Consider the following 17,215-nt stretch of genomic DNA (forward strand, 5'->3'; position numbering starts at 1 on the left):
GAAAAATCTTGGCAAGCCGGCCCGTAATGTGCTGTTGCACACCTGAGGACCTCAAGATCCGGGGTTCGATGCTGATGCATCGCCCCGGGGGCATGGTTTTCAAGGCGTCGCGCCGCGACGCATCAAAAGTCACATTGGCCGCACTTCCACCACGTCGGGCACGAAGTGGCGCAGCAGGTTCTGGATGCCGTGCTGCAGTGTCGCGGTTGACGACGGGCAGCCCGAGCAGGCGCCCTTCATGTTGAGATAGACGATGCCGTCCTTGAAGCCGCGGAAGGTGATGTCGCCGCCGTCATTGGCGACGGCGGGCCGCACCCGCGTCTCGATCAGGTCCTTGATCATCTCGACGGTCTCGGCATCGTTCTCGTCGAAGAACTCATCCCCACCATCGATGTCCGCGGCGCTGGAGGCGCTGCCGTCGGCAAGCAGCGGCTCGCCTGACATATAGTGCTCCATGATCGCGCCGAGGATTGCCGGCTTCAAATGCTGCCAGTCACTGCCGTCCTTGGTGACGGTGATGAAGTCGGCGCCGTAGAACACGCTGGTGACGCCCGGTACGCCAAACAGGCGCTCGGCGAGCGGCGAGCGCGCAGCGGCCTCGCGGCTGGCAAATTCCATGGGGCCGCCGTCGAGCACGAGGCGCCCGGGAATGAATTTCAAGGTGGCGGGATTGGGGGTCGCTTCAGTCTGAATGAACATGGTTTTCTCCGGCGTCGCCGGTTCAAGGCCGGCGCGTGAGGCCTTCTAGCAGATGGCATCTGCAAACGCACGATCAAGGGGACAGAAACGCGGGTTCCCCCGGCGGCCTGGCCATGGCCCCCCGCTATGACAGTGCGTCGAGATCGGAATCGCCGAGATCGCCCGGGACGATCACAACCGGTATCGGGAACGTCCCGACCGTCTTGGCCAGCATGGTCGTGAGCGGTCCGGGGCCCTCGGCACCGGGACTGGCCGATAGCACCAGCATGGCGATATCGACGTCCTGCTCAATCACGTCGAGGATCTGCTCGGTCGCGTCGCCCTCGCGGATCACGCGCTCCGGCGTGATGGCGGCGATGCCGTTGGCGCGGCCGGCGGCGCGATCGAGCGCGGCATTGGCGTTCTCATGCGCCTCGGCGCGCATGATGTCGGCGACCCCGAGCCATTGCTGGTTCTGTTCTTCGGTCTCGATGACATGCAGCATCACCACGCCGCCGCCGATCCGTTTGGCCCAGCGGCTGGAGTAATACACCGCGCGATCCCAGTCCGCTGAGGCGTCGACGATGACAAGGCATTTCGGCTTGTGACCCGCCTCGTAGCTGCGTCGCTGGGTGGTCATGCATGTCCCGGTGGCTTACGGCGTCAGACGCCGCGCATGGTGCCACATCCCCTCTCGCATGAGGAGAGGGGACGTGGTGACATCGGGCACGACGCGACATTCGCCGCGGCCGGCACTTCGCAACGCAAAATCAGGCCTTGCGGACGAAGCCGACGATGTCCTTGGTCTTTACCATGTTCGCTTCGGCAATTTCGCGTGCGCGATTGGCGCCGTCGACCAGGATCGCATCGACATGGCCGGGATCGGCGACCAGCCGCTTCATCTCGGAGGCGATCGGCGCGAGCTTGACGACGCACAATTCGACCAGCGCGTTCTTGAAGGCCGAGAACTGCCCGCCGCCGAAATCGCTCAGCACCTGCTGCTTGCTGCGTCCGGAGAGCGCGGCAAAGATGCCGACGAGATTGTCGGCCTCGGGCCGCGTCTCCAGGCCCTTCTCCTCCGTCGGCAGCGGTTCCGGATCGGTCTTCGCTTTCCGGATCTTCTGCGCGATGGTGTCGGCATCGTCGGTCAGGTTGATGCGCGAATAGTCTGATGCGTCCGACTTCGACATCTTCTTGGTGCCGTCGCGCAGGCTCATCACCCGCGTCGCGGGTCCGGTGATCATCGGCTCCGGCAGCGGGAAGAACAGGCCGTCGGCAATGCCGTGGGCGCGGATGGAATCGGCGAAGTCGTTGTTGAACTTCTGGGCGATGTCGCGTGACAGCTCCAGATGCTGCTTCTGGTCCTCGCCAACAGGCACATGGGTGGCGTGGTAGAGCAGAATGTCGGCCGCCATCAGCACCGGATAGTCGTAGAGACCGACCGACGCATTCTCGCGGTCCTTGCCCGCCTTCTCCTTGAACTGGGTCATGCGGCTAAGCCAGCCGATACGCGCGACACAGTTGAATATCCATGTCAGCTCGGCGTGGCCCGCGACCTGGCTCTGGTTGAAGACGATGTGCTTCTTCGGATCGATGCCTGCGGCAAGGAACGCCGCGGTCACCTCGCGGGTGTTGCGTGCGAGCTCGGTCGGGCCGCCCCAGACGTCGATGCCTTGGGTGAGCGCATGCATGTCGACCACGCAATAGATGCAGTTGTGTGTCTCCTGCATCTTCACGAAGTTGACGATGGCGCCGAGGTAATTGCCGAGGTGCAGATTGCCCGTCGGCTGGACGCCCGAAAATACCCGTTCCACGAAGGCCATAACCAGCTTCCCGCTAATAGCGCTGTTTGCGGGCGTCGTTTGCCACGAGAGCGGTCAATTGCGCAAGTCGCGTGGCTTGCCCGTCTGGATCGCGTTAACCGCCTGTCGCCAGGTGCCGATTCCGAACAAGGCGAGCAAAAATAGGTAAATCGCGACCGCGCTGCCGATCAGGAGCGCCAGGGCAAGGGCCTGCGCAAGGCCGTGTGCGGGTGCATGCAGCCCGGGCAGGCGTGTTGCCAGATCAAGCAGGCCGGCCATCAGCAGCGCGGCCATGGCGATCCGCACAAGCCGCCCGCGCGTGCCGGGAAGCAGCGAAAATCCGAACGCGGCCACGCCGCTCCGGATCAGGCAGATGGTGCTGGTCCAGGCGCCAAGCGCGAGGCCGGCCGCGATCCCGCTCGCGCCGAACGCGCGGTCGAGCAGGAACGCGGCGGCCATGGCGACGACCAGCCCAACGAGGCTCGCCGTGAGCGGCGTTGCAGTGTCCTCGCGCGCGAAGAAGGACGGGGACAGTGCCTTGGTCAGAACATGGGCCGGCAGCGCCAGCGCGAGCCAGACCAGCGCCTGCGCGGTCGCACGCGTGTCTTCGGCAGTGAACGCGCCGTGCTCGAACAACAGCCGCACGATCGGCTCGCTCAGCACGGCGAGCCCGAGCATCGCCGGCAGCGCGAGCCCTGTCGCAAGCTCCAGCGCGTGGGATTGCGCTTGCGCGATCACGGCCGCATCACTGCTGCGATGGGCGCGGGCCAGTTCGCTCACCAGCACGGTCCCCATCGCCACCCCGACAATGCCGAGCGGCAGCTCGACCAGGCGATTGGCGAAATAGAGCCACGACACCGCCGAAGGCGAGGAGGATGCGATGATGGCGCCGCCGACGATCAGGAGCTGCGGTGCGGCGTTCGCCACCATGCCGGGGATGGCGCGGGCGAAGAAGCCGCGCATATCGGCGGCGAGGGAGACGCGCAACGGGCTCGCGATCGCGCCGCTGCGCCGTGAGAACAGGATCAGGAGCTGCAGGAAGCCTGCAATGCCGACGGTTGCCGCAAGCGCGCGCGCGACGAGGCCGGCCTCTGGCCTCGTCGGCAGCAGCGCGATCATGACAGCGATCAGCGCGATGTTGAACAGAAGCGGCGAGAAGGCGGTGAGAGCGAAGCGCGACTGGGCGGAATAAAGTGCCAGCATCACCGTGGAGGGGCCGGCGAAGGCGAGATAAGGCAGCATCAGCCGGGCATCGCCGACCGCGAGCTTCAGCGTCTCCTCACCCGCAAAGCCCGGCGCGAGCGCGGTCAGCACCAGTGGCATCAAAAGGCCGATCAGCGCGGACAGAGCCAGCAGCGCGACGCTTATTGTTGCGAGCACCTTGCCGGCGAACGCCGCGGCCGCTGCTGCGCCATCGGTCTCGCGCAGGCGCAGCCAGGCCGGCACCAGCGCGGCGTTCAGCGCACCCTCCGACAGAAGCCGGCGCACGACATTGACCATCTGGAAGGCCACCAGGAAGGCGTCGGCGACAGGACCGGCGCCGAGCAAAGCGGCAATCATGGAGTCCCGCACGAATCCGAGCAGGCGCGAGGCCAGTGTTCCCGTCGATACCGTGAGAAAGGAGCGGATCATTGCTTTAAAGGGACGGAACCGTCGCTTGCTCCTGCCGGGGCGGCCGTGATAGGCCGCGAGCGCCAATTCGGCCGCCAAAGAAACGGATTTCTAGGACAGGTTTCTAAACCGGATTTTTGACCGGACCGCAATCGCCGGAACCAGAGCTTAAACGCAGGACCTAAAGGAATGACTGACGCCAGATACGACGTTCTCGGGATCGGCAATGCGATTTTCGACGTGCTGGTCAAGACGGATGAGGCCTTCCTGAGCCGCCACGGCATGACCAAGGGTGGCATGGCGCTGATCGATGAGCCGCGCGCCAGGGCAATCTACGGCGATATGGGGCCGGCGACCGAAATGAGTGGCGGCTCCGCCGCCAATACCATTGTCGGGCTCGCGAGCTTCGGGGCCCGCGCCGCCTATGTCGGAAAGGTCAAGGCCGACCAGATCGGCGGGCTCTATGCCCATGACATCCGCGCCGCGGGCGTTACATTCGACACAACACCTGCGTCTGACGGCCCGGCCACCGGCTGCTCCTACATCCTGGTCACGGGCGACGGCGAGCGGACCATGAACACCTATCTCGGCGCGGCGCAGGACCTGACGCCTGATGATATCGATCCGGCGCAGATTGCGGCTTCGCGGATCGTCTATCTCGAGGGCTATTTGTGGGACCCGAAGAGCGCCAAGGACGCCTTCGTCAAGGCATCCGACATCGCCCATGAGGCGGGGCGGCAGGTCGCGCTGACGCTGTCGGATTCCTTCTGCGTCGATCGCTACCGCGACGAGTTCCTGGAGCTGATGCGCAAGGGCACGGTGGACCTGGTGTTCGCCAACGAGGCCGAGCTGCGCTCGCTTTACGAAACGTCCGACTTCGACACCGCGCTGAAACAGCTGCGTGTGGATGCCAAGCTCGGCGTGGTCACGCGCAGCGAAAAGGGATGCGTGGTGGCCTCAAGCGAGGGCGTGATCGCGGTACCGGCCTTTCCGGTCGCCCAGGTCACGGATACGACCGGTGCCGGCGATCTGTTCGCGGCCGGCTTCCTGTTCGGCCTGGTGCGTGGCGCGGGCTACGAGAATGCCGGGCGGCTCGGCGGCCTCGCGGCGGCCGAGGTGATCCAGCACATCGGCGCGCGGCCGCAGGTGTCGCTGAAGGAGCTGGCACAGCAGAACGGGCTATCGGTTTAGGGACGGGGCGGACCCTCCGTTCACCTCTCCCCGCCGGGGAGAGGTGCGCACGGCCTCAATCAGCTGAACCCAATCTCGACCACAGCTACGCCGTCTTCGCCGCCTTCAACCCGAGTCGCCGCTCGACCGCCTCCCGCATCAAAAATTTCTGGATCTTCCCGGTCACGGTCATCGGGAATTCGTCGACGAATTCGACATAGCGCGGGATCTTATTGTGCGCGATCTGCCCCTGGCAGAACGTACGCACCTCGTCCGCGGTCAGCGCTTCTCCGCTGCGGACCCTGATCCAGGCGCAGAGCTCCTCGCCATAGCGCTCGTCGGCGACGCCGAAGATCTGCACGTCCTGGATCTTGGGATGGCGATAGAGGAACTCCTCGATCTCGCGCGGGTAGAGGTTCTCGCCGCCGCGGATCACCATGTCCTTGATGCGGCCGACAATGTTGCAATAGCCGTCGTCGTCGATGACGGCGAGGTCGCCGGTGTGCATCCAGCCGCTGCGGTCGAGCACCTCGCCGGTTTTTGCAGGCTCATCCCAATAGCCGAGCATGACGCTGTAGCCGCGGGTGCAAAGCTCGCCGCGCTGGCCGCGCGGCACGATCTTGCCTTCGAGATCGACGATCTTGACCTCGACATGCGGATGGATGCGTCCGACCGTCGACACCCGCCGTTCGAGCGGATCATCGACCGCGCTCTGGAAGCTGACCGGGCTGGTCTCGGTCATGCCATAGGCGATCGTGACCTCGCCCATGTTCATCTCATTGTTGACGCGCTTCATCACCTCGATCGGGCAGGGGGCGCCGGCCATGATGCCGGTGCGCAGCGATTTGAGATTGAAGCTTGCAAATTCAGGGTGATCGAGCTCGGCGATGAACATGGTCGGCACGCCATAGAGCGCGGTGCATTTTTCCTGCTCGATGGTGCGCAAGGTCGCCAGCGGATCAAATCCCTCGCCGGGATAGACCATGGTGGCACCGATCGAGACCGAGGCGAGATTGCCCATCACCATGCCAAAGCAGTGATAGAGCGGCACCGGGATGCAGATCCGGTCGTTCTCGGTCAGGCGCATCGCGCGGCCGGTGAAATAACCGTTGTTGAGAATGTTGTGATGGGTCAGCGTCACGCCCTTCGGCGATCCGGTGGTGCCGCTGGTGAACTGGATATTGACGGGGTCATCGAACTGCAGATCTTTGCCGATTCTCTCCAGTTGCTCGCGATGCCGAGCGCCGCCCATGGTCGCGACCTCGTCGAACGGGATCGTGCCGGGAAAGAGAGAACCGCCGATCTGGATCACCGCGCGCAATTGCGGCAGGCGGCTTGCCCGCAGGTGGCCCGGTTCGGCGCTCGCGAGTTCGGGCACCAGCGTATTGACCATCTCCATGTAGTTGCTGGTCTTGAACGTGGTCGCGGTGACGATCGCCGCGCATCCTACTTTCGCGAGCGCGAATTCCAGCTCGCTCAGACGATAGGCGGGATTGATTGTGACCAGGATCAGCCCCGCCTTGGCGGCGGCGAATTGTGTGAGCGTCCATTCGGGACGATTGAGCGACCAGATGCCGATCCGCTCGCCGCGTTCGAGGCCGAGTGCCAGGAAGCCCGCGGCCAGCGCATCGACGCGCTCGGCGAATTCGCGCCAGCTCCAGCGGACATTGTGGCTCGGCGACACCAGCGCTTCGCGGTCGCCCCAGCGCTCGCGCGCGCGATCGAGGCTTCGGCCGATCGTCTCGCCCAACAGCGGCGTGTCGGAGACGCCGCACACATAGCTATCTGCTCGCTCGCCCACGTCCATCTCCTCCCCTGGCCGGGTGTCTGCGCACAAGATCGCGCAGCGTCCCGCCCGGCGCTTTTACACGCATCATAGTAAATTGCCGGGCGTTCGGCAGGTTCGACTTACGTTGCAGGAAGGTTCGCCCCTGGTCTTGCAAAGGGCCGGGGCGAACGACGGGTATGACAGGACCGGTCAGGCCGCCTTCTTGCCGCCGGCGGCATCGAGTCCGGCATAGACGCCGCGCTCAAACGCGGCGAAGGCTTCCAGGCAGTCCCTGTCCGCGAACGGCAACAGCTGCATCAGGATCACGCCGGCCACGTCGCGCGCCGGATCGATCCAGAAGTAGGTGTTGGCGAGCCCGGCCCAGAACAGGCTGCCGGGGCTGCGCCCTTCCGGCGTGAGCGCGGTGTTGATCATGAAGCTGAGGCCCCACTGCTTGACCATGCCAGGGAAGAGGTCGACGTCGTTGGTATAGATCGGCGCGGCCGTGACCATCTTGGTGACGACGAGATCGCCCATATTGTTCTGCGCCATCAACGCGACCGTTTCCGGCTTGAGCAGCTGGTTTCCGTTGCCGCGGCCCCTGTTGAGGATCATCTGGCAGAACTTGATGTAGTCGCCGCCGGTCGAATAGAGCCCGCCGCCGCCCATGTGGAATTCCGGCTCCTGCTCCAGCTCGAACGGCAATGGCGAGAGTGTCCCATCCGGTCCGCGCGCATGCGCGCCGACCAGGCGTTTGCGCATTTCGTCGGTGATCTTGAAGTCGGTGTCGTTCATCCCGAGCGGGGCGAAAATGTGATCGCGCAAATAGGCATTGAGACGCTTGCCAGACGCGGCTTCCACGGCCTTGCCGACGAAATCGATATTGATGCCGTATTCCCAGCGCGTGCCGGGATCGGTCGCGAGCGGGGTCTTCAGCGCATCATTCTTGCAGCTTATGATGCCGGGAACGCCCTTCTTCTCCATGTAGCGGCCCATGTCGGCGTTCCACAGATCGTAGCAGAAGCCTGCGGTGTGGGTCATGAGATGGCGCAGCGTGATCGGCCGCTTTGCGGCACGCAGCACCGGCTCGCCTTTCGCATCAAAACCTTCGAGCACCTGGGGCGAGGCGAGATCGGGCAAGAGCTTGCCGATGGGATCGTCGAGCGAGAGCTTGCCCTGCTCGACCAGCTGCATCGCCGCGGCGCTTGTCACCGCTTTCGTCATCGAGGCGATCCAGAACACGCTGTCTGTTGTCATCGGATCGTCTTTTGCCAGGTCGCGCTTGCCGAATGCGCCCTGGTAGATCACCTCGCTGCCGCTGGCAGCGACGGCAACAACGCCGGGGATTTCCTTGGCGTCGCATTTGGAACGCAACGCCTGGTCGATCTGAGCCTTGCTTTGCATGGGCATCCTCCCGATTGTTTTATGAGAGAATGATCTTCCTCCCAAGATCGTGATCCGGCAAGCAGGGTTTTCGGCGCAGCGATAGCGGCCGCAATCTCGTGATCGCGCGCGAACGAAAAAGGCCATGGGGGCGTGCGGATTTACCACACTGTGCAAATTGAGGGGGAAACCGCTTCAACCCGCAGTGACCCTACAGCGCATCGGCGATATGCTCGTGGCGTACTGTCCTTGAAACCATTTTCACAGTAAGGCGTTCACATCCCGGATGAATTGACGCTGGCTGGCGCCAATTTTCCATAAATTTTAATACAGATTTTTGCGGCTTCCTGAAAGCCGCAAGGGGGCTGAAATGATCTCCACCTGGAGCGAATGGAAACGCTACCCCAGACCCGGGCGTGGCGAGAATCTCGAAGCGCCGATTTCGCCGGGCATTTACGAAGTACGAATTGCCGCAACCGGCGCCGTGCATTCGTTCGGCGCGGTCGACAATCTCGCGCAGGCGCTGGCGCTGTTGCCGCTGGGCACGAAATCCTGGTTCGGCCGGCGCGATACGTCGGAGGTTCCTGATCTCGAATATCGGACCTGTGCCACCTCGACCAAGGCGGACGCGAGGGACGCCGCCGATCGTATGATCGGCCGCCGCGAAACCTATATCAGCGGCGCCGCCTGAAGTTGCCGCCCCTTCTTTATCTGTCCTTCCGTTCAGCCCTGACTTTGGCTTGACGCAGCCTCGCTTCCGGCGGAGGTCGCTTTGGCGCGCCTGCCGGCCTATATTGGGATCAATCCCGAGAAGGCCTGGAGAGACGCCATGACCCCGACTGCCGCCGCACGCGCTTCGCAAGCGATCCAAAGCCTGCGCGATCGCCTGAAAGATCCCTCGCTGTTGCGCGACCGCTGCTATATCGACGGCGCCTGGGTCGGCACGCCGGTGTTCGCGGTGAACAATCCGGCGACAGGTCGCGAGATCGCCAAAATACCGCAGCTCAGCGCCGACGATTGCACGCAGGCCGTGGAAGCGGCGCAGCGTGCGTTTCCAGCCTGGGCCAAGCTCACCGCCAAGCAGCGTTCCAATACCTTGCGCAAATGGTTCGAGCTGATCATCGCCAACCGCGACGACCTCGCGTTGATCCTCACCTCCGAGCAGGGCAAGCCGCTGGCGGAGGCGCTGGGCGAGGTCGATATCGGCGCAGCCTATATCGAGTTCTTCGCCGAGGAGGCGCGCCGCGTCTATGGCGAGACCATTCCCTCGCAGCGCGCCGATGCGCGGCTACTTGCGATCAAGCAGCCGGTGGGCGTCTGCGGCGCCATCACGCCGTGGAATTTCCCGAACTCCATGATCACCCGCAAGGTGTCGCCCGCGATCGCCGCCGGCTGCACCGTGGTGCTCAAACCCGCCAACGAGACGCCGCTCTCGGCACTCGCGCTTGCTGCGCTCGCCGAGAAGGCGGGCATCCCCAAGGGCGTTTTGAACATCATCACCGGCGATGCACCGCCGATCGGCAAGGTCTTGTGCGAACATCCCGCCGTGCGCTTCGTCGGCTTCACCGGCTCGACCGAGGTCGGCAAGATTTTGTATCGCCAGTCCGCCGTCGGCGTGAAGAAGCTCGGGCTCGAGCTCGGCGGCAATGCGCCCTTCGTGGTGTTCGACGATGCCGATATCGACGCGGCGGTCGAGGGCGCCATCGTCTCCAAATACCGCAACGCGGGGCAGACCTGCGTCTGTGCCAACCGCATCTATGCCCAGGACAAGATCTACGATGAGTTCGTCCAGAAGCTGACCAAGAAGGTCGGCGCCATGAAGATCGGCGACGGTACCGAGCAAGGCGTCACGCAGGGACCGCTGATCAACATGGAAGCGGTCGACAAGGTCGAGCGTCATATTGCCGACGCGGTGAAAGGCGGTGCGAAGATCGTCATCGGCGGCAAGCGCTCGGCGCTCGGCGGCACCTTCTTCGAGCCGACGGTGCTTTCCCATGTGAGCCCTGACGCGCTGGTCGCGCACGAGGAAACCTTCGGCCCGCTCGCGCCGGTGATCCGCTTCAAGGACGAGGCCGACGTGATCGCGATGTGCAACAAGTCGCCGTTCGGGCTTGCCTCCTATTTCTACGCCCGCGATTTGGGGCGCGTCTGGCGGGTGGCCGAAGCGCTGGAAAGCGGCATGGTCGGCGTCAACACCGGCCTGATCACCACCGAGGTCGCGCCGTTCGGCGGCGTCAAGGAAAGCGGCCTCGGCCGCGAAGGCTCGCATCACGGCATCGAGGAATATCTCGAGATCAAGTATGTGATGATGGCGGGGGTGTAATCCCGCCGTGCGATTGTAGCATCGCCGCGGCGAAGGCGTAGCTGATAGCCACAGGCCGCCGCGTCGGCGACGCTTTCCGTGCCCGGGCTTGAACCCGGGCATTCTTTTGCAACATTGTTGCATCCAGGAAAAACCTGCGACCTGATCGAAGCGATGCGCCTGCAGCGAGCATGTCAATTTTCAAGCACCTGCGCGACGCAATCGCAGGTGAGATTATTGAGGTGTGGTTTAGACCTGCGCCCTTGCGAATAAACAAGTCGTGGTTGTATACTACTTGAGTTAGTGATTTCGAAAACTGCTATTTCTGAGGGCTGCGATCAACCACCTTGTGTAAGTAGCCGCAATTGCGATTGCCGTCTGGTTACTGCGTACTACCAGAATCAGAGTCGCGGGCGGCCGGCTCCGGAACGAAAGTTCGCGGCGCCGACCGGTGCGACTTCGTTCAGGCGTTCAACCCGACAGAGAATCTGCTTGCCGCAAGGTTGTTGCGATGCCGCCGTCTGATTCGACATCGGAGCGAAATGTCATGAATGCAAGATCGACGCGCAAATCGCCTCGACCTTCCAAGGGTGTGATGGCGCTGCAGACCCGACGCCCTGCCGGCAGCACGGGCATCTTTCCACCACGACGGGACTACGCCTCGCTCTCGCTCAAGGACCTGCTCGACGCGCGTGAGGCGTATCACGTCTATCTTTCGCAGCTTGACAACGTGATCGCGACGGCCATCGGGCGCTACTGCATTCGGCAAGATGATTGGTACGCGGAGAATCCACCTGACCGGCCACGCCCGCCAAGTGTCGCGCGTGTCAAGGGTCCTCGGACGTTGGCAAACTCGGTCATTCGGCCATGGTCTTGGCCCGCCGTTCTGGTTTTTGTCAAACAATGGGAGCAGCCAGAACATCTCGGGGCCAATGCCGTGCCGAGCACCCTGTACCTCGCGGATGGTCGCGTGGTCCCGACCTGCGTCATCGCAGCGCCGCCAGACGAAGCTCTGCCTGAGCAGAGCGCTGGACCGTTCCACGCCAGCCATCTGCTGGGCGGCGGCTACTCATGTCTGCGGGAACATCAGGGGGAGCAGGCGCTCGGCACTTTCGCTTGTCTCGTGCGGAAGGGCGGCTCCTACTATGGTCTTACGAATCGTCACGTCGCCGGCGGCGATGGCGAGATCGTGAAGGCCTATATCCGCGGCAACTACGAACCTATCGGGAAGACTTCCAATATTGCCGTTGATCGCCAACCGATGTCGTCGGTGTTCCCGCTGTGGGGCGAGCAGAGCACGCTGCTCACTCTTGATGCGGGTCTGATCAAGATCAACGACATAAACGAGTGGACCTCGCAGGCCTTCGGCATTGGCGAGATTGGCGACGTGTTCGATGCGACTGAGCATTCGGTCACCCTTGACATCATCGGCTGTCCGGTGCGCGCCTTTGGCGGCACAAGCGGCGTGATCGAAGGCGAGGTGCGGGCGCTGTTCTTCCGCTACGAGGTCCAGGGCGGGCGCGAATACGCGACCGATCTGCTGATCGGTCCGCGGCGCAACGACGACCACGCCAGGATCAAGCACCCCAAGATCGAGCATCCTCTGACCCGTCCGGGGGACTCCGGAACGCTCTGGTTCTATGATCCGCCATTCAAACCGCGCCCCAATGACGCCAACGAAGACCTCGGCGTTGGCGAGGAGGCCGCCGAGGCAGGCGTGCGGGTTCGCCGGCTTCGCCCGATCGCAATGCAATGGGGTGGCCAGCGCGTGATGACGCAGGACGGCGTACGAAGCGCTTACGCCCTGGGATCGTTTCTCTCCAGCATCTGCCGCTCGCTCGATGTGGAGGTGGTCCGCAATTGGAGCCTCGGTCACGATGAGTATTGGGGTAAAATCGGTCACTTCTCCATCGGATGGAAAGCCTGCGACCGGCTCTCCGGCGATCTCGGTCGCCTCATGAAGGCGAATCAGGAGCGCATCGGCTTCCCCAATGAGACGATCGCGGACGGATCGGGATTTCGCGTTGGACGTGACGGATTCGTCCCGCTGGCGGATGTTCCAGACTATGTTTGGGTCCATGGCGCAGGCCGAGGCTCGGAAAACATCCAGCACTTTGCGGATATCGACATTGAGGACATCGATGGCGGCCCGTCCATGCTGCAACGCTGCGTGGACGACCCGGCCAACATCTCCGCCAGCAAATGGAAGGCTTACTTCGATGGATTCGCCGCAAAAGACGTCGGGCCCGAGGAGGGCGCGCTGCCATTCCGGGTCTGGCAGATATGGGATGCGATGGTGGCTTACCTCAAGAAAGGTGACGTGCTTCGTTTCGTGGCCGGCGCGGGCGTCATGGCACACTATGTCGGCGACGCGTCTCAACCACTGCACTGTTCATACATGCATCACGGCATCCCTCCGATGAAGAGGGTGGGCGGCCGAAATTATCCGGTGCCGCGCGACAGTGACGAGTTCAAGGAGTTCAAGACGAGCCGCGAGGCGCAGATCCACGGCATTTACGAAGAGACCATGCTTGAGGTCGACACGGCGGGTGCTCTCGCTGCGATCGACGAGGAACTCAAAAAGCAGCGCGATGTGAAAGTGGATCGAAGCGGCCATGGTGCGGCGAAGGCCGTCATCGCGCTAATGAGCGATGCGCAGACCCGCCTCGCACCCAAGACGATCATTGACGCGGACGACCCGTCGCTGGGCCCGAAAGCGAGAGCTACCGCTCTCTGGAATGACGACGATATCAGGAAGGCGACGATACGGTCCTTGGCAGATAGCGTGAGAGTGCTTGCCGCGCTCTGGACGTCGGCCTGGCAAGCCGGCGGAGGGTCCGGCGTCCCCAAAGCCAAGATAAGGACCTACGAAGAGGAGGAACTCGAGCCGGTCTATCGCCGCGATCAGAAGTTCGTGCCTAGCCTCAGCTTGGATGAGATGGCGGAGAGCGGTAAGTTCGAACCGTGACCCGGCTCTGATCGAATCCGGCGCGGCTTGTCGGCGTAGGAGCGCGGAGTGCCGGGACCAGAGGCTCTTGAGCGAAGCGGGGGCAGCAACGGCTACAGCCCACGCTTCACGCCTCGCTTCTGCGAAACTGCTGCGCGAGCCAGTCGCTGAAGGCGCGCACGCGCGGCGAGAGCTGGCGGTTCTGCGCATACATCAGCGAGACTGGCGCGGATGGCGGCGGATTGTCGGTCAGCACAGCCACCAGGCTACCGCGTTTGAGATCCTCGGCAATGTGAAAATGCGGCATCTGTGCGAGCCCGAGACCAAGCCTCGTCGCCAGCAGATAGCTTTCCGGCCCCGTGGCCGAGAACGGGGCGGGAAGCAGCATGCTCTCGATCCTGCCATCGACGGTAAAGGTCAGCGGTTCGAGGTCGCCGCTGGTGAGCAGACGCAAGCCGACAATCTGATGGCCCACGCCGAGGCTCTGTAACGATTTCGGGTGGCCGAAGCGCTTCAGATAGGTGGGAGCCGCGCAGGTGATGCGGGTCAGCACGGTGAGGCGGCGCGCCACCAATCCGCTGTCGGCGAGTTCGCCCCAGCGCAGCGCGCAGTCCACGCCTTCATGCACAAGGTCGACCCAGCGATCGCTCTCGCTCATCACGATCTCGATGTCGGGATATTGCTCGAGGAATGCCGGCAGGTTCGGCATCAGGAAATGGCGCGCCAGCGTGCCCTGCACCTCGATGCGCAACGTGCCCTTCGGCTTGGTGCCGGCGAACGCGCCCTCCGCGTCGTCCACGTCCTGGAGGATCGCGAGGCATCGCCGGTAATAGGCTTCGCCATCCAGCGTCGGCCGCACCACGCGCGTGGTGCGCTGGAGCAGCCGCACGCCGAGCCTGCGTTCGAGCTGGTGGATCGCCTGCGTCGCCGTCGAGCGCGGCAATCCGATGTCGTGGGCGGCCTGCGTGAAGCTGCGACGCTCGACCACGCGTATGAACAGCCGCATCGCATCAAATCGGTCCATGGTCTATTGTTCGTCATAATAGAACAATGATGTCAATTTATGCCTGATTATCTTTGATTGTGTAAAGCGCAAATTCCTCCGTGTCGGCCGCAGAGAGCGCGGCGTCAAAAATACGGAGAGGGAAAATGTCAAAGGCAAACGGAAAAGTCGCAATCGTCACCGGCTCCTCGCGGGGCATCGGCGCCGCTATCGCCGAGCGGCTCGCAGCCGACGGCTTCACGGTCGTGATCAACTATGCGGGCGGCGAGGCCGAGGCCGAGGCGCTGGCCGGAAAGATCGAGCAGGCAGGCGGCCGCGCGGTCACCGCGCAGGCGGACGTCAGCGACGCTGCTGCCGTATCGCGGATGTTCGACATGGCGGATGCGGCGTTCGGCGGTGTCGACGTGCTGGTCAACAATGCCGGGATCATGCGGCTGCAGAGCCTCGCCGACAGCGATGACGCATTGTTCGATAGCCATATGGCGATCAACCTCAAGGGCACCTTCAACACGCTGCGCGAGGCGTCGCGCCGGCTGCGCAATGGCGGGCGCATCATCAACCTGTCGTCGAGCCAGGCCTACCTGCTCCATCCGACCTACGGCGTCTACGCTGCCACCAAGGCCGCGGTCGAAGCCATGACGCATGTGCTCTCCAAGGAGCTGCGTGGCCGCAACATCACCGTTAACGCAGTCGCTCCGGGACCGACGGCAACGAAACTGTTCCTTGAGGGCAAGCCGAAAGAGGTGATTGATCGCCTGGTGAAGCTCGCGCCGCTGGAGCGGCTCGGCGAGCCCTCCGATATCGCCGCGTCGGTCTCCTTCCTCGCCGGCCCCGACGGAAGCTGGATCAACGGCCAGGTGCTTCGCGCCAATGGCGGGATCATCTGATCCCGCCTCTCAACTCCGGACATCCCCCAATCCAAGACATTGGCGATGTCGAAGCAGATTCCCCATGAGCAAATTCGCGTGGCGCCGCCGTTTCCGTCGTAGCCAAGTTCTCCAGACTTGAAACCTCGGTGCAACACGTTGGCCATGATCCTGCGTTTGAGCGCCCTCAAGGCGGCTCGCAATGCGTGGGGCGGCAAGCAGGACAAGCGCCAACAAAACGAGGACAGCCCGATGCGGCAAATGACGATCATCGGCTTCATGCAAGCTCAGAACTGCACCACCTTGCCAAGCTCCTGGCGTCATCCGCAATCGCGCACCGACTCGATGTCGGTGGGCTATTACCAGGAGATCGCTCGCATTCTGGAAGCGGGCAAGTTCCACATGGCCTTCTTCGACGATCGGCTGGCGATGCCGGACCGCTACGGTAACGACCACGCGCATGCGGTCGAATATGGCATCCGCTGTGTGAAGATGGATCCCATCGTCGTGCTGACGGCGATGGCCACGGTCACCGAGAATCTCGGGCTCGCCGCGACCGGCTCGACGACCTATTTCGAGCCGTTCGATTTGGCCCGCCGCTTCGCAACGCTCGACCTGATGACAGGCGGCCGCGTCGGCTGGAACGTCGTGACATCGGTCAATGACGGCGAAGCCCTCAACATGGGCAAGGACGAGCACCTCGCGCACGATCTGCGCTATGACCGCGCCGATGAATTCATGGAAGTTGTGCTTGGCCACTGGGATACCTGGGAAGACGGTGCGTTGATCGTCGACAAGGCGCGCGGCCACTTCGCCGATCCGGCCAAGGTCAGGCGGCTGGATCATCAGGGGAGGTTCTTCAGATCGCGCGGGCCTTTCACCGTGCCTCGCTCGCCGCAAGGCCATCCCGTCATCATCCAGGCCGGCGCCTCCGGCCGCGGCCAGCGTTTCGCCGGCCGATGGGCAGAAGTGATCTTCACGCCCTTCCCGACGCGCGCAATGGTCCGAGAGGGCTATACGGGCTATGACGCGGCGCGGCGCGAGGCTGCACAGGCCGGTCGCGATCCCGACCAGGTGTTGATCTGCAAGCTGACAACGCCCGTCTGCGCGGCGACCAAGTCGGAAGCGGAGGACAAGATGGCGCTGATCCAGAAGCTGTCGCTGGAAATCGATGCGCTGTCACTGCTCGCCGAAGGTCTCAACTTCGATTTCGGCGCGAAGCCGATCGACGAGCCGCTGACCACTGCAGAGCTTCAGAGCATGCAGGGCATGATTCCCATCCGCGACATGGTGGTGAAAGCGTCCGGCAAGGCCAATCCATCCACGCGCGACTTTCTCACATATGGCGACCGCTCCAAGCCCTTTGACGCGATCGTCGGCGGACCAAAGGAGGTCGCCGACGAACTGGAAGAGCTGTTCGTCGGCCGGGCCTGTGACGGCTTCGTCATCGCCGCAACCCATGTGCCCGGCTCCTACGCCGATTTTGTCGAGTACGTGGTGCCGGAACTGCAGCGGCGCGGGCTCTTTCACCAGGACTATTCCGGGAAGACGTTGCGCGAAAATCTCGGACTGCAGCGCCCGGCGGCGGGCGCCTGGAAACCAGAGCCGCGCGTCGCAGCCGAATAGGACTATGCAGGAACCGGGAACGCACATGCTCGGTTGGCGGCAAATGTTCGCTCAGGCTG

At 63.5% G+C, this 17,215-nt stretch carries 13 protein-coding genes; 6 read left to right on the top strand and 7 right to left on the bottom strand.

Annotation, left to right across the window (positions count from 1 at the left end; translation table 11 throughout):
* Nucleotides 1-129: 129 nt before the first annotated feature.
* The 4 genes from A3AI_RS0108270 to murJ form a co-directional block, all read right to left on the bottom strand.
* On the bottom strand, nt 130-699 hold the full coding sequence (locus A3AI_RS0108270) for a NifU family protein (RefSeq protein ID WP_024515137.1): 570 nt from the start codon (nt 697-699) through the stop codon (nt 130-132).
* A 124-nt stretch (nt 700-823) separates the two neighbouring features.
* Nucleotides 824-1,318 (bottom strand): universal stress protein, encoded by a 495-nt coding sequence (locus A3AI_RS0108275; RefSeq protein WP_024515138.1) that lies wholly within the window; start codon nt 1,316-1,318, stop codon nt 824-826.
* A 130-nt stretch (nt 1,319-1,448) separates the two neighbouring features.
* Nucleotides 1,449-2,501: a tryptophan--tRNA ligase gene (gene trpS / locus A3AI_RS0108280; RefSeq protein WP_024515139.1), complete on the bottom strand. Its 1,053-nt coding sequence runs from the start codon at nt 2,499-2,501 to the stop codon at nt 1,449-1,451.
* 54 nt (nt 2,502-2,555) lie between these two features.
* Entirely contained in the window at nt 2,556-4,112 is a 1,557-nt protein-coding gene (murJ, locus tag A3AI_RS0108285) for a murein biosynthesis integral membrane protein MurJ (protein WP_024515140.1), read from the bottom strand.
* Between the two features lie 168 nt (nt 4,113-4,280).
* On the opposite strand from murJ, the gene A3AI_RS0108290 reads away from it, so the two are divergent.
* Entirely contained in the window at nt 4,281-5,282 is a 1,002-nt protein-coding gene (locus A3AI_RS0108290; RefSeq protein WP_024515141.1) for an adenosine kinase, read from the top strand.
* A gap of 85 nt (nt 5,283-5,367) precedes the next feature.
* Here A3AI_RS0108290 and A3AI_RS0108295 read toward each other — a convergent pair whose 3' ends face one another.
* On the bottom strand, nt 5,368-7,068 hold the full coding sequence (locus A3AI_RS0108295; RefSeq protein ID WP_198030071.1) for an AMP-binding protein: 1,701 nt from the start codon (nt 7,066-7,068) through the stop codon (nt 5,368-5,370).
* 171 nt (nt 7,069-7,239) lie between these two features.
* Complete coding sequence (locus tag A3AI_RS0108300; protein ID WP_024515143.1) at nt 7,240-8,433, bottom strand: serine hydrolase domain-containing protein; 1,194 nt, start codon at nt 8,431-8,433, stop codon at nt 7,240-7,242.
* 349 nt (nt 8,434-8,782) lie between these two features.
* Between A3AI_RS0108300 and A3AI_RS0108305 the strand changes: the two genes are divergently transcribed.
* From A3AI_RS0108305 to A3AI_RS0108315, 3 genes are all read left to right on the top strand, one after another.
* Entirely contained in the window at nt 8,783-9,103 is a 321-nt protein-coding gene (locus A3AI_RS0108305; protein WP_024515144.1) for a hypothetical protein, read from the top strand.
* Nucleotides 9,104-9,241: 138 nt separating this feature from the next.
* On the top strand, nt 9,242-10,735 hold the full coding sequence (locus A3AI_RS0108310; RefSeq protein WP_024515145.1) for an NAD-dependent succinate-semialdehyde dehydrogenase: 1,494 nt from the start codon (nt 9,242-9,244) through the stop codon (nt 10,733-10,735).
* Between the two features lie 574 nt (nt 10,736-11,309).
* Complete coding sequence (locus A3AI_RS0108315) at nt 11,310-13,682, top strand: phospholipase C/P1 nuclease family protein (protein WP_024515146.1); 2,373 nt, start codon at nt 11,310-11,312, stop codon at nt 13,680-13,682.
* 106 nt (nt 13,683-13,788) lie between these two features.
* Here the strand turns inward: A3AI_RS0108315 and A3AI_RS0108320 are convergent, their stop codons facing one another.
* Entirely contained in the window at nt 13,789-14,685 is an 897-nt protein-coding gene (locus A3AI_RS0108320) for a LysR family transcriptional regulator (protein WP_024515147.1), read from the bottom strand.
* Nucleotides 14,686-14,810: 125 nt separating this feature from the next.
* Between A3AI_RS0108320 and A3AI_RS0108325 the strand changes: the two genes are divergently transcribed.
* Nucleotides 14,811-15,551: an SDR family oxidoreductase gene (locus A3AI_RS0108325; protein ID WP_024515148.1), complete on the top strand. Its 741-nt coding sequence runs from the start codon at nt 14,811-14,813 to the stop codon at nt 15,549-15,551.
* A gap of 240 nt (nt 15,552-15,791) precedes the next feature.
* Nucleotides 15,792-17,156: an LLM class flavin-dependent oxidoreductase gene (locus tag A3AI_RS0108330; RefSeq protein ID WP_024515149.1), complete on the top strand. Its 1,365-nt coding sequence runs from the start codon at nt 15,792-15,794 to the stop codon at nt 17,154-17,156.
* Nucleotides 17,157-17,215 lie beyond the last annotated feature (59 nt).

The organism is Bradyrhizobium sp. Tv2a-2 (genome assembly GCF_000472425.1).
Lineage (GTDB): Bacteria > Pseudomonadota > Alphaproteobacteria > Rhizobiales > Xanthobacteraceae > Bradyrhizobium.